A 20,702-nucleotide genomic window follows, 5' to 3' on the forward strand; every position below is an offset into this window, starting at 1 on the left:
CGACATGCCCCGCCCCCGCGTACGCCTGGGTGAACTGTCGGTCGGTTTCGTCCAGCCCCTGGCCGAGGCGCTGACGGCACTCGACCACGATCCGCACCCCCTGCTGCTGCGCTATGGCCTCGACGCCAGGCGCCTGGCCGAACCGGGCGCGCGGCTGTCGATCCCGCGCTACATGCACCTGGGACACGCGGCGATCGCCTTGTCCGCCGAGCCGGCGCTGGGCCTGCACATGGGGCGCCTGAGCCGCCTGGCCCAAGCCGGCCTGGCCGGCGTCGCCGCCGCCCAGGCCCCGACACTCGGCGACGCCGCCCGTACCCTGCTACGTTTCGAGCCGCTTTATGCCGCCAACTACCGCGGGCAGTCGAGCTTTCACGAAGACGCCCAGGGCGCCTGGCTGCGGTTCTACTCCATCAGCCCCTACAACGACTACAACCGTTTCGTGGTCGACTCGCTGCTCGCTGGCTGGCTGGCCCAGCTTGGCGCCCTGGCGGCCAGGCCGGTGCAGGCCGAGCGCCTGGAAATCGAGTTCGACGCCCCCGCCTACGCCGCTCAGTACCAAAGCCTGTGCGCAGGCCCGGTGCATTTCGGCGCCACAGCCAACCAGCTGCGCCTGAGCCAAGCCACCCTGGCCCTGCCCAACCCGCAGCACTGCCCCAGCACCTGGCAGCACCTGCTGCAGTTGTGCGAGGCGGAACTGGCCCAGCGCACGCGCGTGCGCAGCCTGGGCGAACGCATCACCCACCTGCTGGGGCCGCTGTTGAACGGTGGGCGCGAGCCGGATCTGGAAGAAGTGGCGCGGCACCTGCAGCTGCCGACCTGGACCTTGCGCCGCAAACTGGCCGAGGAAGGCACGCGCTTTCGCAACCTGCTCAACGACACGCGGCGCGACCTGGCCGAGACCTATATCCGCGACACGGAGCTGGCCTTCGGCGAGATCGCCTATCTGTTGGGATTCGCCTCGGCCGAGGCCTTCCAGCGCGCATTCAAGCGCTGGACGGGGCTGACACCGGGGGAATTTCGCCGCCATCAGCGGCAGGTGGGCTAGAGCTCGGTGGCGTCGTCGGCCGGCTCCGGCAGGTCCAGTTCATAGGCCTGGAATTCGAGCAGTTCTTCCTGATAATCGTCCATCTTCTCGCCCCTTTGATTCATCGTTCTTTGGTCATTGCGCCAACCTAAGGCAGCGGAATGACCAAATGATTACAGCCCTATGAACGATAAACGTAGCAGGCGAGCGGGAAGTTATCGACGCGTCAGAGTGGCGCGGGGGCCTGCTCCACTGCCGGCGCTTCCTGCTGTACCTGGATCGGCGTTGGCTCGACGGGCGGCGCGATGGGCTGCGAGCCCTTGCTGTCGTCAACAATCGGGGCCGCTGGGGCTTCGCTGGCCGGTACAGGAGCCGCTGGAGCGGCAACAGGCGCGGGCGCAGCGGCAGGGGCGACGGCAACCGGAGTCGGTACCGGGGCCTCTGCCACGCTCTCGGCGACCGGCGCGGCAGACTGCGGCGCGGGCGCCAGGGCAGCGGGCGCGGGTTCCGGCAAGCCCAGGTCGGCGGCCGGTTTTTCCACCTTCGGCTCGGCGGCAGGTTCGGTCTTCTCCGGCTTCTTCGGCTTCGGCAGGTAGCTTTCCACCAAGGCGAAGTAACGATCGTAGAACTGCGCGGCGGTGACCGTCTCGCTGGCGACCTTGACCATGGAGTCGTCGGTGGAGCCGATCGGCATCGACACCGAACCCAGCACACCGACGCCAAGGCTGGCGGAGGTGTTGGATTTCTTCAGGGTGTAGCGGTCCTGCAGGGCGTTGGCGAACATGGTCGAGCGCTGCTTGTCGCTCATATCCGGCACGCAGGTGATGTTGAAGCTGATCTGCAGGTGGTTCTCGGCGTTCTGCTGGAAGCTCTTGTTGCCAGCGACCTGGTTGGCGTCGCTGCTGGTGATGATGTAGCCCTGGCTGAGCAGCGCGCGCCGTGCCGCCTCGCAGGAGCCCGCCTCGCTGGTGGCGAAACTGCGGGAGAAGGTGCCCGAGTCATCGAAGTTCTCGTGCTCGTAGACGGCGGCCTTTTTCGAGGAACAGCCGGACACACCCGCCAGCACGAGGGCCAGCCCGAGCGCGCCATAGACGGTTGATCTAGACATTGCCAATTCCGGGAAGAAACGAATGGGGCGTATTGTGCAACACATCGATCAGTGGCTGAAACCATTGATCAGTGAAGACTCTGTCAGCTTGGTGTAAATCCTTGCCCATGACTGCGCAAGACGCTGAAACGAAAAAAGCGACCCGAAGGTCGCTTTCTCGTTGCTTCGAAGTGTTCTAGGGACCTCGAGGCGAAGATGGCGCAGCGGACGGGACTCGAACCCGCGACCCCCGGCGTGACAGGCCGGTATTCTAACCGACTGAACTACCGCTGCGTATCGTTCGAGCTTGCGCCCGATTGAAACTGGGATCTGAGCTTTCAAGCGCTGCGGCGCGAAAGCCAGGCACAAAAAAAGCGACTTTGATATCGCCTTTTCTGTTTTGCCTTGAGCGTTCATGGGACTCTTGGCAGAAGATGGCGCAGCGGACGGGACTCGAACCCGCGACCCCCGGCGTGACAGGCCGGTATTCTAACCGACTGAACTACCGCTGCGTATCGTTCAGGCTTGCGCCTGATTGAAACTGGGATCTGGCCTTGCGGCCTCAGACCGGTGCAAGCACCCATCTGGAGAAAAATGGCGCGGCGGACGGGACTCGAACCCGCGACCCCCGGCGTGACAGGCCGGTATTCTAACCGACTGAACTACCGCCGCGCATAGTTGGACTTGCGTCCTGTTCCTCTCTGCCAGCGTGTTTCTTTCGAAACCACTGAACCAGGAACGCCTCAGGAAGTGGTGGGTGATGACGGGATCGAACCGCCGACCCTCTGCTTGTAAGGCAGATGCTCTCCCGGCTGAGCTAATCACCCCCGCGATGTTGCTTGTTGCGTTTGCTTCGCTGAGGCCGCGAAATTTACGCAGGTACCGATGCTAAGTCAATACCCCCATTGAAGTTTTTTTCAAAAAGGGCAAAAAAGCCGGTTGTTCTTGCCGGCCCTGTCGCGGGGCAAGCCCGCTCCTGCAACCAGATGCTCACAGCGTGGGAGCGGGCTTGCCCCGCGACAAGGCCGGCACAACCGACAAAAAAGGGGGCTTTCGCCCCCTTTCTCTTTCATCTCAACAGGTTACAGCTCAGGTGTAGATCATCTTGCGGGTCATCCCGCCATCGACCACGAACTCCTGGCCAGTGACGAACCCCGCCTGGCGCGACAGCAGCCACGCCACCAGCGCCGCTACATCCTCGACCGTCCCTACCCTGCCCGTCGGATGCTGGGCATGGTCGGCCTCGGTCAAGGGCTCGGCGCGTCGCTGCGAAGGATCACGGGCATCGATCCAGCCCGGACTCACCGCATTGACGCGAATTTCCGGCCCCAGGCTCATGGCCAGGGCGTGGGTCAGGGCGACCAGGCCGCCCTTGCTGGCGGCATAGGCCTCGGTGTCCGGTTCGGACTGCCGGGCGCGGGTGGAGGTCAGGTTGACGATCGCACCGCCATGGGCGCGCAGGTAAGGTGCGCAATGCTTGGCCAGCAGCATCGGGCCATTGAGGTTGACCGCCAGCACCCGGTTCCACTGAGCCAGGGACAAGCTTTCCAGGGTCTGGTTATGCGGGTTGGCGATCGCCGCGTTGCACACCAGTGCATCCAGCCGGCCGAACTGCCCGAGCACCTCGGACACCCCGGCACTGACCTGGGCCTCGTCGGCCACGTCCATGGTGATGAACCAGGCATTGTCGCCCAGGGCCTTGGCGACCTTGGTGCCGCGCGGGCGGTCCAGGTCGCTCAGCACCACCTGCCAACCCTCGCAGATCAACCAGGCGGCGATACCCAGGCCAATGCCACGAGCGGCACCGGTCACCAGGGCCACCCGGCCGTTATGGCCGGGCTCGCCACCCTTCCAGTCGATCACAGCGCCGCCAGGCCGCGGGCCAGATCGGCTTGCAGGTCGGCCACGTCTTCCAGGCCGACCGCCACGCGCACCAGGCTGTCACGGATACCCGCCGCCTCGCGCTCCTGCGGCGTCAGACGCCCATGGGAGGTGGTCGCCGGGTGGGCGATGGTGGTCTTGCTGTCACCGAGGTTGGTGGTGATGGAGATCACCCGGGTGGCATCGATGAAGCGCCAGGCGCCTTCCTTGCCGCCCTTGACCTCGAAGCTGACCACCGCGCCGAAGCCGCTCATCTGGCGCTTGGCCAGTTCATGCTGCGGATGGCTTGGCAGGCCGGCGTAGTGGACCTTCTCGATGCCATCCTGCTGCTCGAGCCACTCGGCCAGCGCCTGGGCGCTCTCGCAGTGGGCGCGCATGCGCAGCTTGAGGGTCTCCAGGCCCTTGGTGAAGACCCAGGCGTTGAACGGGCTGAGGGTCGGGCCGGCGGTACGCAGGAAGCCCACCACTTCCTTCATCTGCTCGCTACGTCCGGCCACCACGCCGCCCATGCAACGGCCCTGGCCGTCGATGAACTTGGTCGCCGAGTGGAACACGATGTCAGCGCCGAGCTTGAGCGGCTGCTGCAAGGCCGGGGTGCTGAAGCAATTGTCCACTACCAGCATGGCGCCTCGGGCATGGGCGATCTCGGCCAGGGCGGTGATGTCCACCAGCTCGGCCAGCGGGTTGGACGGCGACTCGACGACCAGCAGCTTGGTATTGGCCTTGATGGCCTTTTCCCAGCCGTTCAGGTCGACCAGCGGCACATAATCCACCTGCACGCCGAAACGCTTGAAGTACTTCTCGAACAGGCTGATGGTCGAGCCGAACACGCTCTGCGACACCAGCACATGGTCACCGGCGCTGCACAGCGACATGACCACGGCGAGGATCGCCGCCATGCCGGTGGAGGTGGCCACGGCCTGCTCGGCGCCTTCCATGGCCGCCAGGCGCTCCTCGAAGGCGCGCACGGTCGGGTTGGTGTAGCGCGAATAGACGTTGCCCGGCGTTTCGCCGGCAAAACGCGCGGCGGCGTCGGCGGCCGTGCGGAAGACATAGCTTGAGGTCAGGAACAGCGCTTCGCTGTGCTCGGCCTCCGGTGTACGGTTCTGACCGGCGCGCACCGCCAGGGTGTCGAAACCGACACCCTCGAGGTCACTGTCCAGTCGACCGGCATCCCATTGATCGGTCATGCCGTCGCTCCCAAATCAGTTGTTGTACAGGTCGATGATCGCGCTGACTGCCTGGTTCTTCACCTTGGCCAGGTCATTACGGGCCTGCTCGATGCGATCGAGGTAGGCTTCGTCGATATCGCCGGTGACATACTCACCGTTGAACACCGCGCAATCGAAATGCTCGATCTTGATCTTGCCGCCACCGACCGAGTCGATCAGGTCCGGGAGGTCCTGGTAGATCAGCCAGTCGGCGCCGATCAACTCGGCCACCTGTTCGGTGGTACGGTTGTGGGCGATCAGTTCGTGAGCGCTCGGCATGTCGATGCCGTAGACGTTGGGGTAGCGGACCGCGGGGGCCGCGGAGCAGAAGTAGACGTTCTTGGCGCCGGCTTCACGGGCCATCTGGATGATCTGCTTGCAGGTGGTGCCGCGCACGATCGAGTCGTCCACCAGCATCACGTTCTTGCCGCGGAATTCCAGCTCGATGGCGTTGAGCTTCTGGCGTACCGATTTCTTGCGCGCGGCCTGGCCGGGCATGATGAAGGTACGGCCGATGTAACGGTTCTTGACGAAGCCTTCACGGAACTTGACGCCCAGGTGGTTGGCCAGTTCCAGCGCCGCGGTGCGGCTGGTGTCAGGGATCGGGATGACCACGTCGATATCGTGGTCCGGGCGCTCGCGCTGGATCTTCTCGGCCAGCTTCTCGCCCATGCGCAGGCGCGCCTTGTATACCGAGACGCCGTCGATGATCGAGTCCGGACGGGCCAGGTAGACATGCTCGAAGATGCACGGCTGCAGTTTCGGGTTCTCGGCGCACTGCTTGGTGAACATCTGGCCGCCTTCGGTGATGTACACCGCCTCGCCCGGCGCCAGGTCGCGGATCAGGGTGAAGCCGAGCACGTCCAGGGCCACGCTTTCCGAGGCGATCATGTACTCGACGCCTTCGTCGGTGTGACGCTGGCCGAACACCACCGGACGGATGCCGTTGGGGTCGCGGAAGCCGACGATGCCGTAGCCGGTGATCATCGCCACCACCGCGTAGCCACCGACGCAGCGGCTGTGCACGTGGGAAACGGCAGCGAACACGTCCTCTTCGGTCGGCTGCAGCTTGCCGCGCACGGCCAGCTCGTGGGCGAACACGTTCAGCAGCACTTCGGAGTCGGAGTTGGTGTTGACGTGGCGCAGGTCGGACTCGTAGATCTCCTTGGCCAGCTGCTCGACGTTGGTCAGGTTGCCGTTGTGCGCCAGGGTGATGCCGTAGGGCGAGTTGACGTAGAACGGCTGGGCCTCGGCCGAGGTGGAGCTGCCGGCGGTCGGGTAACGCACGTGACCGATGCCGATGCTGCCGACCAGGCGCTGCATGTGGCGCTGCTGGAAGACGTCGCGCACCAGGCCGTTATCCTTGCGCAGGAACAACCGGCCGTCATGGCTGGTCACGATACCGGCAGCGTCCTGGCCGCGGTGCTGGAGGACCGTAAGCGCGTCATACAGCGCCTGATTGACGTTCGACTTACCGACGATACCGACGATGCCACACATGCGACGCAACCCCTACTTTGATGAAACTTGAGTGAAGAGCGCTCAGGGCTTGGTCGGCCCGAGCAGCTGCTCCTTGAACGGAAGGTCAACGGGTGCGCTGACCCCACTGGACATCCACTGGCCACTGAACCCGAGTATGAGGTTCTTCGACCAATCGGCTACCAATAGAAATTGTGGTATCAGGCGTGATTCCTGCCACCACGGATCCTGTTGCACCGGCCCCAGGCTCAGCAGCCCGACCGCCACCACCACCAGCAGGCCCCCGCGCGCGGCGCCGAAGGCCATGCCGAGGAAGCGATCGGTGCCGGACAACCCGGTCACGCGGATCAGTTCGCCGATGAGGAAATTGAGCATCGCCCCGACCAGCAGCGTGGCGACGAAAAGAATGGCGCAGCCGGCAATGACCCGTGCTGAAGGCATCTGGATATAGCTTTCAAGATACTGCGCAAGCGAGCCGCCGAACATCCAGGCCACCGCACCGGCGACAATCCAGATGAGCAGGGACAAGGCTTCCTTGACGAAGCCGCGCTTGAGACTGATCAGTGATGAAATGACGACGATCGCAATGATCGCCCAATCAACCCAGGTAAATGCCACGGTGTTGCCTGCCGACGTTTGAGGCGGCGCATTTTACCAGAGGCAGGGGGCTTGGGGTAAGCGGAATGTCAGGCGTTTGAAGGGCTGCGGGCTGACTCTGGGGACAGCTTTACGCCCTGAAACAGACCGCCTGGCCTGCGCGGACTCTGTAGGAGCGGCCTTGTGCCGCGAAAGGGCTGCGCAGCAGCCCCAAGGTGTGAGCGAGGGCCGCGTTGCGGCCCTTTCGCGGCACAAGGCCGCTCCTACAGGGAGGGCGTCAGATAAGCGTCAGCCACGCTCCGGCTGGAAGCGCACCACGATGCCTTTGAGGTTCTGCTGGCGACTGATCACATCACGCAGGCGCTCGGCCTCGGCGCGCTCGATCAGCGGCCCGACGAACACCCGGTTCATGCCATCCGCCGAACGGATATAGGCGTTGTAGCCCTGGCTGCGCAGGGTCTTCTGCAGGTTCTCGGCACCAGCCCGGTTGGACAGGCTGGCCAACTGGATCGACCAGCTCACCGGCAGGCCGTTGGCATCGATCTTCGACGGCGCGGCTGGTTTGGCGGCAGGAGCGGCGGGCGCAGGCGCCGGACGCGCCTCCACCTTGGCCACCGGCGGCGTCGGCACTGGCGTCTGTGGCTTGGGCTGCACGGGCGGCGCCACGCTCGCTACCGGCGCGATCGGCTGGCTCGGTGTCGTCACCGGCGCCGTGGACTCGTTGACCACCACTGGCGGCTGCTCGTTCTGCTCCGGCAACGGTTGCGGTTCCGGCACCTGGACCGGCTCCACCTGCACCTGGGGCAGGCTGGGCATGGCCGGCGCCTCCGGCGCCTCAACACGCACCTGGCGCATCTCGTCCTCGCGAGTGAACAACATCGGCAGGAAGATCACCGCCAGCGCCACCAGCACCAGCGCACCGACCATGCGCTGCTTCATCCCTTTATCCAGCACTGCCATCTACTCCATCCTCGGGGACCTGCCGCTCGAGCCAGGCCAGGGCCTCGCCGACGCAGAAAAACGAACCGAACAGCAGGATCTGGTCATCCGCCGTCGCCTGGGCGCACTGCCCTTCGAGGGCAGCCGCGACACTGGCGTAAGACTTCACCGTCGCACCGAGGTTCGTCAAGGCATCCGCCAGTTCCGCGGCCGGGCGGCTGCGCGGCGTGTCCAGCGGCGCCACCGCCCAGTCAGCGACCTGGTCGCGCAGCGGCGCGAGCACACCGGTCAGGTCCTTGTCGGCCAACAGGCCGAACACCGCCAGGCGCCGCCCCTTCACCGGGCGCGCAGCCAGGCGGCGGGCCAGGTATTCGGCGGCGTGCGGGTTGTGGCCGACATCCAGCAGCAGCTCCACGCGCTTACCCTGCAGCAGCAGCTCGCGCCGGTCGAGACGGCCGGTGATACGCGTATCCAGCAAGGCCTGGCGAACCGTGCCGGCATCCCACGGCAGGCCCATCAGCAGGAAAGCCTGCAAGGCCAGGGCGGCATTCTCCATGGGCAGGTCGAGCAACGGCAGGTCGCGCAGCTCAACGGGCAAACCGTCGAGCTGGCGACCACGCCAATGCCAGTGTTCGGCACTGCTATCCAGGTCAAAATCACGCCCGCGCAGGAAGAACGGGCAATCCAGCTCACGAACCTTGTCCAGCAAAGGCTGCGGCGGATCCAGGTCACCGCACAGCGCAGGCCTGCCCTGGCGGAAGATCCCCGCCTTCTCGTAGGCCACCGACTCGCGGCTATCGCCCAGGTAGTCAACGTGGTCGACGCCGATGCTGGTGACCAGCGACACGTCGGCATCCACCAGGTTGACCGCGTCCAGCCGGCCACCCAGGCCGACCTCGAGCACCACCGCATCCAGCGCGGACTGCTTGAACAGCCAGAACGCCGCCAAGGTGCCCATTTCGAAATAGGTCAGCGAGATCTCGCCGCGTGCCGCTTCCACCGCGGCGAACGCTTCACACAGGCGCTCATCGCTGGCCTCGCGGCCTTCGATCAGCACCCGCTCGTTGTAACGCAGCAGGTGCGGCGAACTGTACACCCCGACCTTGAGCCCCTGGGCGCGCAACAACGAAGCCACGAAGGCGCAGGTCGAGCCCTTGCCGTTGGTGCCGGTCACCGTCACCACCCGCGGCGCCAGCTTGCCCAGCCCCAGGCGCGCCAGCACCTGTTGCGAGCGCTCCAGGCCCATGTCGATGGCCGAGGGGTGCAACTGTTCGAGGTAGGCGAGCCAGTCGCCCAGGCTGCGCTGGTTCATCACGCGACCGCAGCGACCTCTTTGGCCGCTTCCGGGGTCGGCTGGCCGGTCATCTGCGCCAGCAGGCGAGCCAGGCGCGGACGCAGTTCGTCACGGGAGATGATCAGGTCGATGGCGCCGTGCTCCAGCAGGAACTCGCTGCGCTGGAAGCCTTCGGGCAGCTTCTCGCGCACGGTCTGTTCGATCACCCGCGGACCGGCGAAGCCGATCAGCGCCTTCGGCTCGCCGACGATCACGTCGCCGAGCATCGCCAGGCTGGCCGAAACGCCGCCGTAGACCGGGTCGGTCAGCACCGAGATGAACGGAATGCCTTCTTCGCGCAGGCGCGCCAGCACGGCGGAGGTCTTGGCCATCTGCATCAGCGAAATCAGCGCTTCCTGCATGCGCGCGCCGCCGGAAGCGGAGAAGCAGACCATCGGGCAGCGGTTTTCCAGGGCGTAGTTGGCGGCGCGCACGAAACGCTCACCGACGATGGCACCCATGGAGCCGCCCATGAAGGAGAACTCGAAGGCGCTGACCACGATCGGCATGCCCATCAGGGTGCCGCTCATGGAGATCAGCGCATCCTTCTCGCCGGTCTGCTTCTGCGCGGCGGTCAGGCGGTCCTTGTACTTCTTGCCGTCACGGAACTTCAGGCGGTCGACCGGTTCCAGGTCGGCGCCCAGCTCGGCACGGCCTTCTGGATCGAGGAAGATATCGATACGCGCGCGGGCGCCGATACGCATGTGGTGGTTGCACTTAGGGCAGACGTCGAGGGTCTTTTCCAGCTCCGGGCGATACAGCACGGCTTCGCAGGACGGGCACTTGTGCCACAGCCCTTCCGGCACCGAGCTCTTCTTCACCTCGGAACGCATGATCGAAGGGATCAGTTTGTCTACCAACCAGTTGCTCATGCTTGCTTTCTCCAGTATTGGCCGGGGAGACCTGCGCGGCCCCGCCCTGCCCTTGAGCTCAAATTCTTCTGTAAAGCGACGATGGGCCGGCTACAACCGCCCCACCTCCAATTCTTCCCCGGCATGCCCCGCGCTCTGGCGCGGCCTGGCAGCACCGGGCTGCGAAAGCTATGGACGATGGCGCGCGGCCAGCCGTCACATCCGCGTTCACGCGTGTTTCACCGCCTGCATGAAGGCTTCGATCTTTGCCGCATCCTTGATGCCCTTGGCCTGCTCCACGCCGCCACTGACATCCACCGCGTACGGGCGCACCTGGCGAATGGCCGCGGCGACGTTGTCGGCCGAAAGACCACCGGCAAGAATGATCGGTTTGCTCAGGCGCTGCGGAATCAGTGACCAGTCGAAGGCCTCGCCGGTTCCCCCCGGCACGCCCGGCACATAGGCGTCCAGCAGGATGCCGCGGGCGCCGGCGTAATGCCGGCAGGCGGCCTCCAGGTCATCCCCGGGGCGCACCCGCAGGGCCTTGATCCAGGGCCGGTGGTAGCCCTCGCAATCGGCCGGGGTCTCATCGCCGTGGAACTGTAGCAGGTCCAGGGAAACCACTTCGAGGATCTCGTTGAGCTCGCAGCGCGAGGCGTTGACGAACAACCCAACGGTGGTCACGAACGGTGGCAGCGCGTCGATGATCGCCCGCGCCTGGCGCACGTCCACCGCCCGTGGGCTTTTCGCATAGAAGACGAAACCGAGGGCGTCGGCGCCGGCCTCGACCGCGGCCAGGGCATCCTCGATGCGGGTAATCCCGCAGATCTTGCTGCGAACATTGCTCATGGACGGCGAACCTTGGGTGATCGGGAAAGCGTCGATGGTAGCAAATGACCCGTGCCCCGTCAGTCCGCCAGCGCCTCGTAGCCGGTAAGAAAGTGTGGGCCGATGTAACGCTGCGGCAGCGCGTATTCTTCTGGGTACTCCACCTGCACCAGGTAGAGGCCGTAAGGGTGCGCGGTCACCCCGCCGTCACGGCGGTTGCGCCCCTCCAGCACCTCCCGGGCCCACTCCACCGGACGCTCGCCGGCGCCGATGGTCATCAGCACGCCGGCGATGTTGCGCACCATGTGGTGCAGGAACGCGGTGGCGCGCACGTCCAGCACGATCATCCGGCCATGACGGGTCACGCGCAGGTGGTGGATATGCTTGATCGGCGACTTGGCCTGGCACTGGCTGGCGCGGAAGGCGCTGAAGTCATGGGTACCCAGCAGATACTGCGCGGCCTCGGCCATGCGCTCGACGTCCAGTGGGCGGTGGTTCCAGGTCACTTCCTCGGCCAGGTGCGCCGGGCGGATCGGGTCGTTGTAGATGACGTAGCGATAGCGACGCGCGGTGGCCTTGAAGCGAGCATGGAAGTGCGCAGGCATGGGCGCCGACCAGACCACGCTGATGTCGTGGGGCAAGTTGAAGTTGGTACCCAGGGTCCAGGCGCGCTCGTCGCGCACGGCGCGGGTGTCGAAATGCACGATCTGCCCGCAGCCATGGACGCCGGCATCGGTACGCCCGGCGCAGATCACCGAGATCGGCTCGTTGGCCACCGTCGACAGCGCCTGCTCCAGGGCCTGCTGGACACTGGGCACGCCACTGGCCTGGCGCTGCCAGCCGCGATAACGCGAGCCTTTGTATTCCACGCCCAGGGCGATGCGGGTGTAGCCTTCGGCGGCCGATTCGGCGGCGGCGGTGTCGATGATGTCCAAGAGCGGCAAACCTGATGCTGAAACGAAAGGCGGGAGTATACCGGCAAACCGTGCAGGGGCCGAAATGATCGCGGGGCAAGCCCGCTCCCACGTGTTCTGTGGAAATGGGCTTGCCCCGCGCGGTGCAACGTCGCCTCAGACCAGGCGCGAGAGCATCTCGTTGGCTTCCTGGCGCTGGCTGTCGTCGCCGTCCTTGACCACTTCGTCGAGGATGTCACGGGCACCCTGGTGGTCGCCCATGTCGATGTAGGCGCGGGCCAGGTCGAGCTTGGTGGCCACCTCGTCGGCGCCGGAGAAGAAGTCGAAGTCCAGGTCGTCCAGCGGCTCCGGCTCGAGCGCCGCGTCGTCGGCGGTGAACTGCGGCTCAGGCGCCGCTGCCGGGACATCGAGGTTCTGCGACAGCTTGTCGAGTTCGGCGTTGACGTCATCGAGTTCCGAGGCGAAGTTCTTCGCCGCCGGCGAGTCGTCGTCCAGCGACAGCGAGAGGTCGAAGTCCTCGGGCAGCTCCAGCTCGGAGATCGGGTCGAACTCCGGGATGGCCTCGAAGGCTGCGAGCTCCGCCGCCACATCCACCGGGGCTTCCTCGCTGCTGGCCGGGGCCACCGGCTGTTCGGCGACATCCAGGTCGAATTCGGCCAGGTCGTCGACGTTCTGCGGCGTCGCCTGGGCTTGGGCAAGCAAAGCCTCGAAGTCGTCGTCGGCATCGGTTTCGGCAACCGCAGGCGCAGGCGCGACCTCGGCCTGGACCTCGGGCGCCTCGACAACCAGGTCCTCAAGACCGGCCATGTCCAGGTGATCATCTACCGGCAGGTCATCACCCAGGCTCAGGTCGAAGGCGCTGTCCAGATCGGCCTCTTCGACGACAGGCTCAGGTTCCGGCTCGGCCGCCACGACAGGCTCAGGTTCCGGCTCCACGACGAGTTCCGGCGCGCTTTCGCCCAGCTCCAGCTCCTTGTCCTGCAGCAGGTCCTGGACATACTGCTCATCCAGCTCGGCGGCCAGGGCTGCAGCCCCGGCAGCGCCTGCCGCCACCGCCGCGACACCCAGCATGGCCGGGAAGCGCTCCTTGAGCGCGGCGACCTCGGCCTGGTTCGCGTCATTGACCGCCAACTTGCGTTCCTGGCCGGCGAAGGCGTCCTGGTCGCCCTGGCGGGCATAGACTTCCATCAGCTTCAGGCGCAGGTCACTGCGCTGCGGCTCGGAGGCCACCGCCGCCTCCAGCAGGTCGGCGGCATGGTTGAGACGGCCACGGGCCAGGCTGTCGTCCACTTCGGCCAGCAGCGCGGCACGCGGATCGACCGCCGGCGCGGCGGCTTCGACGGCGGCCGCAGGCTTTTCCGCGGCAACGGCCGCAGCGGCCGAGGCCGCCACCACCGCTGGCGACAGGGTCACGCTTGGCGCCGACACGTCGAGGCCTTCGAAGCTGCTGGGTGGCAGCTCCAGGTCAGGGCCACGCTCGCCATCCTCGGCCAGGGCACGCGCCATGCGCAGGTGCTTTTCGGCTTCCTGCTGGGCCTTGCGCTTGCGCGCCAGGAGCAGCAGCAGCAACAGCAGGACCAGGAACGCGGAACCGGCGATCAGGCCCAGCAGCAGCGGATTACCCAGCAACTGGTCGAGCATGCCCGGCTCTTCGCTGGCCGGCGCTTCGGCGGCCACATCCTGCGGCACGGCGTCGGCGGCGGCAGGCGCCGGAGCGACCACCGGTTCGGCCGGGGTCAGCTGGGCGTTTACCGCCGGCTGTGCCGGCGCCGGCTCGCCCGGCAGCGCGCCGGCCGGCGGCTGCGGTGCCGCGGCGCCCTGGGCCTCCAGGCGCGCCAGCTGGTCGTTCTTCAGCTCGATCAGACGCTGCAGCTTGTCCAGCTGGCTCTGCAGGTCGACCATGCGGCTCTTGAGTTCTTCGTTGTCGCGACGGCTGGTGTCGAGGCTTTCCTGGGCCACGGCCAGCTTGTCGCCCAGCGCCTTGGCCTCACCGGCCGCGCCCTTGCCGCCCGGCGCCACCAGGCGCAGGTTGTCGCCCTGGGCGATGCGTGCCGGCGCGGCGCCGGCCTCGCCACGGCGGGTGGCGTCCAGTTGCCGTGCGCGCGGGCCGAGGCGACGGCCTTCGCGCCAGGCGGCGTACTGCTCGGCCACTTCGCGGTTGGCCTGGGCCTGGGGAATGCTCTGTGCCTGCTGCTGATCGGGCAGGCGCAGCACCTGGCCGGTCTTGAGCTGGTTGATGTTGTTGCCGATGAAGGCATCCGGGTTCAGCGCCTGGATGGCCAGCATGGTCTGCTGGATCGAGCCGCCGTTGCTGTTACGCGCGGCGATCTGCCAGAGGGTGTCGCGGCGCTTGGTGGTGTAGCTGCCCGCGCTGACCGCCGGGTTGATATTGGCCTGGGTCGGCTGGCTGCCCTGGGCCTGTGCCTGGTCGAGCAGCACGCTGTAGTCGCGCAGCAGGCGGCCCTGGGGCCACATGACCTGGACCAGGAACTTGACCACCGGCTCCGGCAGCGCCTTGCTGGAGGTGACCCGCAGCACGCTCTTGCCGTTGGGGTTGACCACCGGGGTAAACGTGAGGTCTTCGAGGTACGGCGGGAAGGCCACCCCGGCCTTGGCGAACTCTTCCGGCGACGCCAGGCTGGGCGCCATCTGCGCTGCGGTGAGGTCGCGCACGTCGAGCAGTTCGATCTCGGCATCCAGCGGCTGGTTCTGCGCCGACTTGAGGGTCAGCTCGCCCAACCCCAGAGCGTTAGCCATGCCGGACGACAGCGCCGAGGCTGCCGCGATGGCCAGAACCAGTTTGCGAATTCGAAGCATGAACTCTTCCCTTGTATGAAGCGTCCCGAAAACCTTTGCGCGGTGCAGGACAAAATTGCTCGCAGTATCTTTTACGCCATGTGTTTTATCAACAATTGTGCCGCCTGCACGGCATTCAGCGCCGCGCCCTTGCGCACATTGTCGGTGGTCAGCCACAGGTTCAGCTGCTGGTCTTCATCGACGCCATGGCGTACACGACCAACATAGACCACGTCCTGGCCCACTGCGTCACCTACCGGTGTCGGATAATCCCCCAATTCGACCAGCTCGATGCCGTCGGCGGCCTCCAGCGCGGCGTTGACGGCCGCCAGGTCGACCGGATTACGGCTTTGCACCGCCACACTGAAGCTATCGCCGAAAAACACCGGGACTTGAATGCAGGTCACGGAAATCTTCAGCTGCGGCAGGTCGAGCACCTGGCGCAGTTCGCCGACCAGGCGGCGCTCCACCGCTGTGTGGCCCTGTTCGTCGGGGGCGCCGACCTGGGGCAGCAGGTTGAAGGCGACCTGGCGATCGAAGAAGCGTGGCTCCAGAGGGCGTGCGTTGAGCAGCTCGGCGGTCTGCCGGGCGAGTTCGCTGACGGCCTCCCTGCCCTGCTCCGAAACCGCGAGACAGGCGTTGACCTGCACGCGCTCGATATCGAGCAGCCCCTTGAGCGGCGCCAGCGCCACCGCCAGGGCCACCGCGCCGGCGCTCGGGCTGGTGATCAGCGCGGGCCGAGCGAGTTCGGCGATGCGCTCGCCGTTGGCCTCCGGGACCAGGGCGGTGGCGCCGTCCAGGGCGCCGGACAGGTCGATCACCGCGCAACCGGCGGCGATGGCCTTGGGCGCGAAGCTGCGGCTCACGGCGGGGCTGGCGGCGAAGAACACCAGTTGCGCCTGGGAGAAGTCGAAGCTGTCCACTTCGCGGACTTTCAGCTTCTTGCCGGCGAACATGACGCTGCTGCCGGCGGATTCCATGCTGGCCAGCAGGTGCAGGGTGGAGACCGGGAAGGCCACTTCCTCGAGGATCTGGACGAGGGATTCACCGACGGTGCCGGTGGCGCCGACTACGGCGATGTCTAGGGCGGGGGTGGTCATGGGATCGGTTCCTTTCTGCGGGGGTACGGCGGGGGAGCGGCACTTTACTTGGATTGTGGGGTGGGAGGTAGGTTCGGGTTCGGGTTTAAGAGTGTGGGTTTTGATTTATTTATGCGCATTCATTGGCGATGTCGACGCATTATCACCCTTCCGCCCTTACGTGAACTGACCCCCGAAAGTTGGACGGGGTACGCTATGGGTTCAGCGCTTGAGTCCGAAATTGTACCGGGCTCAAGCCATTCAGTCTTAGACTTATACGTTCTTGATTGTAGTAGGCGATGTAGTCCTCTAGCCCTGATGCCAGTTGCTCAACACTGTCAAACGATTCCAGATAGAAAAACTCGCTCTTGAGTGTACCGAAAAAGCTTTCCATCGCGGCATTGTCTAGGCAGTTGCCCTTACGCGACATGCTCTGCTGGATTTCCTTTCCGCCCAGCATATGTCGATAAGCAGGCTGTCGGTATTGCCAACCTTGATCGGAGTGCAATATCGGTTTGTCATCTGGGTTCAGCCGCTCGAAAGCTTGCTCCAACATCGTCGATACCATCTTGAACTCAGGGCGCGGATTGATCTGATAGGCAAGAATTTCGCCGTTGTACAGGTCCATCACAGGTGAAAGATACAGCTTCTGCCCTTTCACCTTGAACTCAGTCACATCGGTGACCCATTTCTGATTAGGGGCTTCCGCCTTGAATTCACGCTTGAGCAGATCAGATGCAACAAGCCCTTCGGAACCTCGGTAGGAGCGATATTTCTTCACTTTTACCAGGGATTTCAGATTCATCAACTGCATCAACCGCTGCACCTTCTTGTGATTGATCACTTCGCCGTGCCGCTCAAGCACTGCGGTGATGCGGCGATAGCCGTACCGCCCCTTGTGCTTGTGATAGAGGCTATTGATGCGCTCTTTGAGAACCGCATGCTTGTCGGTCACCAACGCTTTGCTTTGGTAATAGAAGGTGCTGCGTGCCAGCCCTGCCGCGCGTAAAAGCAGAGCTAGCCGATGCTCATGCCTCAATCCTTGGACGGTCTGCGCTTTCTTGATTGCGCAGTGCTGGGGTCCGCTTGGATCAAGGCATCGAGCTTTTTTAGATAGGCATTCTCCGCACGCAGATACTCCAGCTCTTCGAGCATCTGCTCAGGTGTCAGCTCGGTATCTGCAGGGGTAGCCGGGCTTATGCTGGGTTGTTTTGATGCTTTGCGGGGCATTCGGGATTCTCGGGCACGATGCGGGTGAAGTGCTTCTACTCCGCCTTCATCGTACAGCCTTTTCCACTGCCTGATGCTACTCGGACCTCGGATATCAAACTGTATGCAGGCTTGCTGGGCTGACAGTCCGCCTTGCTCGATGCACTGCAAAACCTTCAACTTGAACTGGGCGTCGTAGTGGCTGTACTTGGTAGTCAGACCTGCTGCGCCGTGTTGCTCATAGCCCTTTATCCAACGGCGTAGCAACGATGGACTCAGGCTATGCTTCAGTGCTACCTCATGAACACTCCGTGCAGAAAGGCACTCTTCGATGAGTGCTTGCTTGAGCGCTAGATTGTATTTCGTCATGGAACACCCTCCGGTTGGAGTCAGGCGTCCAACTTTCGGGGGTCAGTTCAACGGCGGCCTACTTTTCTCGTGGGAAAAGTAGGCAAAACCGTTCCGCTCCGTTCATCCGGCCCCTACGCTTCGCTCCGGGGTTCCCTCGCTCCGTTCTTGCTCCCGGGAGGACCGCGCTGAACGCCCCATCCTGGGGCGCAGCGCTTGACGGCCATCCATGGCCGTCACCTCCCTCCGCAAGAACTCCGCTCGGCCTCCTGAAGTCGCAATTGGCGTTGCCTGAACTACCGCGCGCTTAGAAGCAAGAGCAAGAGCAAGAAGCTCGAAGTTAGTTGTTTGACTTTTAGATATGTATTGGCCACCTCGCGATACGATCGAGAGATTAACTAAACTTTCAACTAGCGACAGCTGCGCCAACCCAGGCGCCGCCCGCATCTTGCGCGACTTCAGGAGGCCGAGCGCAGGCCTTGCGGAGGGAGGCGACGGCCATGGATGGCCGTCGAGCACTGCGGGCCATGGATGGCCCGTCAGTGCGGTCCTCCCGGGAGCAAGGCCGGAGCGAGGGAACCCCGGAGCGAAGCGCAGGGGCCGGATGAACGAGCGCGCGGTTTTGCTTACTTTTGCCAAGACAAAAGTAAGTCGCCGCAAGGCGAAACAGCGATCTCAGCGTAGCCGCTGAAAAAGAATCCGAACAAAACACTCAAAACAACCAACAACCAACAACCAATCTAACATCAATAAAAAAACCCGCATCACTCACGCAACACGGGCTCTTCAAAATCCAAACTCAAACCACCCTGATCACCGCTCCAGCAGAATCCGCAACATCCGCCGCAGCGGCTCCGCAGCCCCCCACAGCAGCTGGTCGCCAACAGTGAAGGCCCCAAGATACTGCGACCCCATGTTCAGCTTGCGCAAACGCCCGACCGGCACGTTCAGGGTCCCGGTCACCTGGGTAGGACTCAGCTCCTGCATGCTGATCTCACGCTGGTTCGGCACCAGTTTCACCCAGGGATTGTGCTGACTGATCATGCCTTCGATATCCGCCAAAGGCACATCCTTGTTCAGCTTGATGGTCAGCGCCTGGCTGTGGCAACGCATGGCGCCGATCCGCACGCAGATGCCGTCGACCGGAATCGGGCTCTTGAAGCGCCCAAGGATCTTGTTGGTCTCGGCCTGGGCCTTCCACTCTTCACGGCTCTGCCCGTTCGGCAGCTCCTTGTCGATCCACGGAATCAGGCTGCCCGCCAGCGGCACGCCGAAGTTGTCGGTCGGGAAGCCCTCTCCACGCATGGCCTCGGCCACCTTGAGGTCGATGTCGAGAATCGCGCTGGCCGGGTTGGCCAGGTCATCGGCGACCGCCGCGTGGATACCGCCCATCTGCTTGATCAGCTCACGCATGTTCTGCGCGCCGGCGCCCGAGGCCGCCTGGTAGGTCATGGCGCTCATCCACTCGACCAGGCCAGCCTCGAACAGGCCGCCCAGGCCCATCAGCATCAGGCTGACGGTGCAGTTGCCGCCGATGTAGTTCTTGGTGCCCGCGTCCAGCTGCTGGTCGATGACCTTGCGGTTGACCGGATCGAGGATGATCACCGCATCGTCCTGCATGCGCAGGGACGAGGCCGCGTCGATCCAGTAGCCCTGCCAGCCGGCTTCGCGCAGCTTGGGGAAGACTTCGTTGGTGTAGTCGCCGCCCTGGCAGGTCAGGATCACGTCGAGGGTCTTGAGCTCGTCGATGCTGTAGGCGTCCTTGAGCGGGCCAGTGTCCTTGCCCACGTTCGGGCCTTGGCCACCGACGTTGGAAGTGGTGAAGAACACTGGCTCGATCAGGTCGAAGTCCTGCTCTTCGAGCATCCGCTGCATGAGCACGGAACCGACCATTCCACGCCAACCGATCAGACCTACACGTTTCATCGCAACTACACCTTTGCTAAAAGTGGGCCGCCACCGGGAGTTTTTGGTGGCGGGCCAGAGAGATTACAGATTCCGCAGCGCTGCGACTACTGCGTCGCCCATTTCCTGCGTACCCACCTTGCGGCAGCCCTCGGAGAAGATGTCGCCGGTGCGCAGGCCCTGGTCCAGCACCCGGCTCACCGCCTGCTCGATCGCCTCGGCGGCGGCCGTCTGGTTGAAGCTGTAGCGCAGCATCATCGACACCGAGAGAATGGTCGCCAGCGGGTTGGCGATGTCCTGCCCGGCGATGTCCGGCGCCGAACCGTGGCACGGCTCGTACATGCCCTTGTTGTCGGCATCCAGCGACGCCGACGGCAGCATGCCGATGGAACCGGTGAGCATGGAAGCCTCATCCGACAGGATGTCGCCGAACATGTTGTCGGTCACCACCACGTCGAACTGCTTGGGCGCGCGCACCAGCTGCATGGCGGCGTTGTCCACGTACATGTGGCTCAGCTCGACGTCCGGGTAGTCCTTGGCCACCTCTTCGACCACTTCGCGCCACAGCTGGCTGGACGCCAGGACGTTGGCCTTGTCCACCGAGCACAGTTTCTTGCCGCGCACGCGGGCCATGTCGAAGCCGACACGGGCGATGCGGCGCACTTCGCTCTCGCTGTACGGCAGGGTGTCGTAGGCCTGGCGCTCGCCGCCTTCCAGCTCGCGCTGGCCGCGTGGCGCGCCGAAGTAGATACCGCCGGTCAGCTCGCGGACGATGAGGATGTCCAGGCCGGAAACGATCTCGGGCTTGAGCGACGAGGCATCGGCCAGTTGCGGATAGAGGATGGCCGGGCGCAGGTTGGCGAAAAGGCCCAGTTGCGAACGGATCTTCAGCAGGCCGCGCTCCGGACGGATGTCACGCTCGATCTTGTCCCACTTCGGGCCGCCCACGGCGCCCAGCAGCACGGCGTCGGCCTGGCGCGCGCGCGCCAGGGTCTCGTCGGCCAGCGGCACGCCGTGCTTGTCGATGGCCGCGCCGCCGATCACGTCGTGAGTGAGGCTGAAGCCGAGCTGGAACTTGTCGTTGGCCAGCTCCAGCACCTTGACCGCCTCGGCCATGATTTCCGGACCGATGCCATCACCTGGGAGAATCAGAATCTGCTTGCTCATGCGTTCCTCTATCCAATCAAGCGGCGCGCCCTGTCGGCGCGCCGATAAACTCAG

The 20,702-nt window shown here is 64.7% G+C and carries 16 protein-coding genes and 4 tRNA genes; 1 reads left to right on the forward strand and 19 read right to left on the reverse strand.

Annotated features, from left to right (window positions below; translation table 11 throughout):
• Positions 1-4 precede the first annotated feature (4 nt).
• On the forward strand, positions 5-1,045 hold the full coding sequence (locus VUG52_RS19280; protein WP_050704777.1) for an AraC family transcriptional regulator: 1,041 nt from the start codon (positions 5-7) through the stop codon (positions 1,043-1,045).
• 205 nt (positions 1,046-1,250) lie between these two features.
• Here the strand turns inward: VUG52_RS19280 and VUG52_RS19285 are convergent, their stop codons facing one another.
• From VUG52_RS19285 to leuB, 19 genes are all read right to left on the reverse strand, one after another.
• Positions 1,251-2,132 (reverse strand): DUF2242 domain-containing protein, encoded by an 882-nt coding sequence (locus VUG52_RS19285; protein ID WP_050704776.1) that lies wholly within the window; start codon positions 2,130-2,132, stop codon positions 1,251-1,253.
• Positions 2,133-2,328: 196 nt separating this feature from the next.
• Positions 2,329-2,405 (reverse strand) — tRNA-Asp (locus VUG52_RS19290).
• Between the two features lie 141 nt (positions 2,406-2,546).
• A tRNA-Asp gene (locus tag VUG52_RS19295) sits at positions 2,547-2,623 on the reverse strand.
• Between the two features lie 83 nt (positions 2,624-2,706).
• Positions 2,707-2,783 (reverse strand) — tRNA-Asp (locus VUG52_RS19300).
• A gap of 79 nt (positions 2,784-2,862) precedes the next feature.
• Positions 2,863-2,938, reverse strand: a tRNA-Val gene (locus tag VUG52_RS19305).
• A 262-nt stretch (positions 2,939-3,200) separates the two neighbouring features.
• Positions 3,201-3,974, reverse strand: a complete 774-nt coding sequence (locus VUG52_RS19310; protein ID WP_050704775.1) for an SDR family oxidoreductase — start codon at positions 3,972-3,974, stop codon at positions 3,201-3,203.
• Positions 3,971-5,182, reverse strand: coding sequence for an O-succinylhomoserine sulfhydrylase (locus VUG52_RS19315; protein ID WP_028690444.1), 1,212 nt, complete (start codon positions 5,180-5,182; stop codon positions 3,971-3,973). Before VUG52_RS19315 ends, VUG52_RS19310 begins: the two co-directional genes overlap by 4 nt.
• A gap of 15 nt (positions 5,183-5,197) precedes the next feature.
• Positions 5,198-6,703 carry an amidophosphoribosyltransferase gene (gene purF, locus VUG52_RS19320; RefSeq protein WP_050704774.1) on the reverse strand — a complete coding sequence of 502 codons (1,506 nt, stop codon included), beginning with the start codon at positions 6,701-6,703 and terminating at the stop codon, positions 5,198-5,200.
• A gap of 42 nt (positions 6,704-6,745) precedes the next feature.
• Entirely contained in the window at positions 6,746-7,300 is a 555-nt protein-coding gene (locus tag VUG52_RS19325) for a CvpA family protein (RefSeq protein ID WP_050704773.1), read from the reverse strand.
• A 267-nt stretch (positions 7,301-7,567) separates the two neighbouring features.
• Positions 7,568-8,239, reverse strand: coding sequence for an SPOR domain-containing protein (locus VUG52_RS19330; RefSeq protein WP_050704772.1), 672 nt, complete (start codon positions 8,237-8,239; stop codon positions 7,568-7,570).
• Positions 8,223-9,530, reverse strand: a complete 1,308-nt coding sequence (gene folC / locus VUG52_RS19335; protein ID WP_050704771.1) for a bifunctional tetrahydrofolate synthase/dihydrofolate synthase — start codon at positions 9,528-9,530, stop codon at positions 8,223-8,225. Before folC ends, VUG52_RS19330 begins: the two co-directional genes overlap by 17 nt.
• Positions 9,530-10,423, reverse strand: a complete 894-nt coding sequence (gene accD / locus VUG52_RS19340) for an acetyl-CoA carboxylase, carboxyltransferase subunit beta (RefSeq protein ID WP_028690439.1) — start codon at positions 10,421-10,423, stop codon at positions 9,530-9,532. The genes folC and accD overlap by 1 nt, the downstream gene beginning before the upstream one ends.
• Positions 10,424-10,630: 207 nt before the next feature.
• The gene (locus VUG52_RS19345; protein ID WP_050704770.1) at positions 10,631-11,251 is read right to left on the reverse strand and encodes a phosphoribosylanthranilate isomerase; all 621 of its coding nucleotides are present in this window, start codon (positions 11,249-11,251) and stop codon (positions 10,631-10,633) included.
• 59 nt (positions 11,252-11,310) lie between these two features.
• Complete coding sequence (truA, locus tag VUG52_RS19350; protein WP_023632367.1) at positions 11,311-12,165, reverse strand: tRNA pseudouridine(38-40) synthase TruA; 855 nt, start codon at positions 12,163-12,165, stop codon at positions 11,311-11,313.
• A 135-nt stretch (positions 12,166-12,300) separates the two neighbouring features.
• Complete coding sequence (locus VUG52_RS19355; RefSeq protein WP_050704769.1) at positions 12,301-14,961, reverse strand: FimV/HubP family polar landmark protein; 2,661 nt, start codon at positions 14,959-14,961, stop codon at positions 12,301-12,303.
• Positions 14,962-15,032: 71 nt separating this feature from the next.
• The gene (locus VUG52_RS19360; RefSeq protein ID WP_262952946.1) at positions 15,033-16,040 is read right to left on the reverse strand and encodes an aspartate-semialdehyde dehydrogenase; all 1,008 of its coding nucleotides are present in this window, start codon (positions 16,038-16,040) and stop codon (positions 15,033-15,035) included.
• A gap of 193 nt (positions 16,041-16,233) precedes the next feature.
• A protein-coding gene (locus VUG52_RS19365) for an IS3 family transposase (protein ID WP_409077784.1) occupies positions 16,234-17,597 on the reverse strand; the annotation gives its coding sequence in 2 pieces (ribosomal slippage) (positions 16,234-17,109 and positions 17,112-17,597; 1,362 coding nt in all).
• 792 nt (positions 17,598-18,389) lie between these two features.
• Positions 18,390-19,502 carry an aspartate-semialdehyde dehydrogenase gene (gene asd, locus VUG52_RS19370; RefSeq protein ID WP_262952947.1) on the reverse strand — a complete coding sequence of 371 codons (1,113 nt, stop codon included), beginning with the start codon at positions 19,500-19,502 and terminating at the stop codon, positions 18,390-18,392.
• Positions 19,503-19,565: 63 nt separating this feature from the next.
• Complete coding sequence (gene leuB / locus VUG52_RS19375; RefSeq protein ID WP_331831932.1) at positions 19,566-20,648, reverse strand: 3-isopropylmalate dehydrogenase; 1,083 nt, start codon at positions 20,646-20,648, stop codon at positions 19,566-19,568.
• Positions 20,649-20,702 lie beyond the last annotated feature (54 nt).

Source organism: Pseudomonas sp. LH21, assembly GCF_036549575.1.
GTDB classification, from domain to species: Bacteria; Pseudomonadota; Gammaproteobacteria; order Pseudomonadales; family Pseudomonadaceae; genus Aquipseudomonas; species Aquipseudomonas peradeniyensis.

What these genes read in the sequence shown, in the direction of transcription:
- leuB (WP_331831932.1), bottom strand. Translation starts at nt 20,648, where the DNA reads ATGAGCAAGCAGATTCTGATTCTCCCAGGTGATGGCATCGGTCCGGAA.
- accD (WP_028690439.1), bottom strand. Translation starts at nt 10,423, where the DNA reads ATGAGCAACTGGTTGGTAGACAAACTGATCCCTTCGATCATGCGTTCC.
- folC (WP_050704771.1), bottom strand. Translation starts at nt 9,530, where the DNA reads ATGAACCAGCGCAGCCTGGGCGACTGGCTCGCCTACCTCGAACAGTTG.
- VUG52_RS19285 (WP_050704776.1), bottom strand. Translation starts at nt 2,132, where the DNA reads ATGTCTAGATCAACCGTCTATGGCGCGCTCGGGCTGGCCCTCGTGCTG.
- VUG52_RS19280 (WP_050704777.1), top strand. Translation starts at nt 5, where the DNA reads ATGCCCCGCCCCCGCGTACGCCTGGGTGAACTGTCGGTCGGTTTCGTC.
- purF (WP_050704774.1), bottom strand. Translation starts at nt 6,703, where the DNA reads ATGTGTGGCATCGTCGGTATCGTCGGTAAGTCGAACGTCAATCAGGCG.
- VUG52_RS19345 (WP_050704770.1), bottom strand. Translation starts at nt 11,251, where the DNA reads ATGAGCAATGTTCGCAGCAAGATCTGCGGGATTACCCGCATCGAGGAT.
- VUG52_RS19330 (WP_050704772.1), bottom strand. Translation starts at nt 8,239, where the DNA reads ATGGCAGTGCTGGATAAAGGGATGAAGCAGCGCATGGTCGGTGCGCTG.
- VUG52_RS19360 (WP_262952946.1), bottom strand. Translation starts at nt 16,040, where the DNA reads ATGACCACCCCCGCCCTAGACATCGCCGTAGTCGGCGCCACCGGCACC.
- VUG52_RS19355 (WP_050704769.1), bottom strand. Translation starts at nt 14,961, where the DNA reads ATGCTTCGAATTCGCAAACTGGTTCTGGCCATCGCGGCAGCCTCGGCG.
- VUG52_RS19315 (WP_028690444.1), bottom strand. Translation starts at nt 5,182, where the DNA reads ATGACCGATCAATGGGATGCCGGTCGACTGGACAGTGACCTCGAGGGT.
- asd (WP_262952947.1), bottom strand. Translation starts at nt 19,502, where the DNA reads ATGAAACGTGTAGGTCTGATCGGTTGGCGTGGAATGGTCGGTTCCGTG.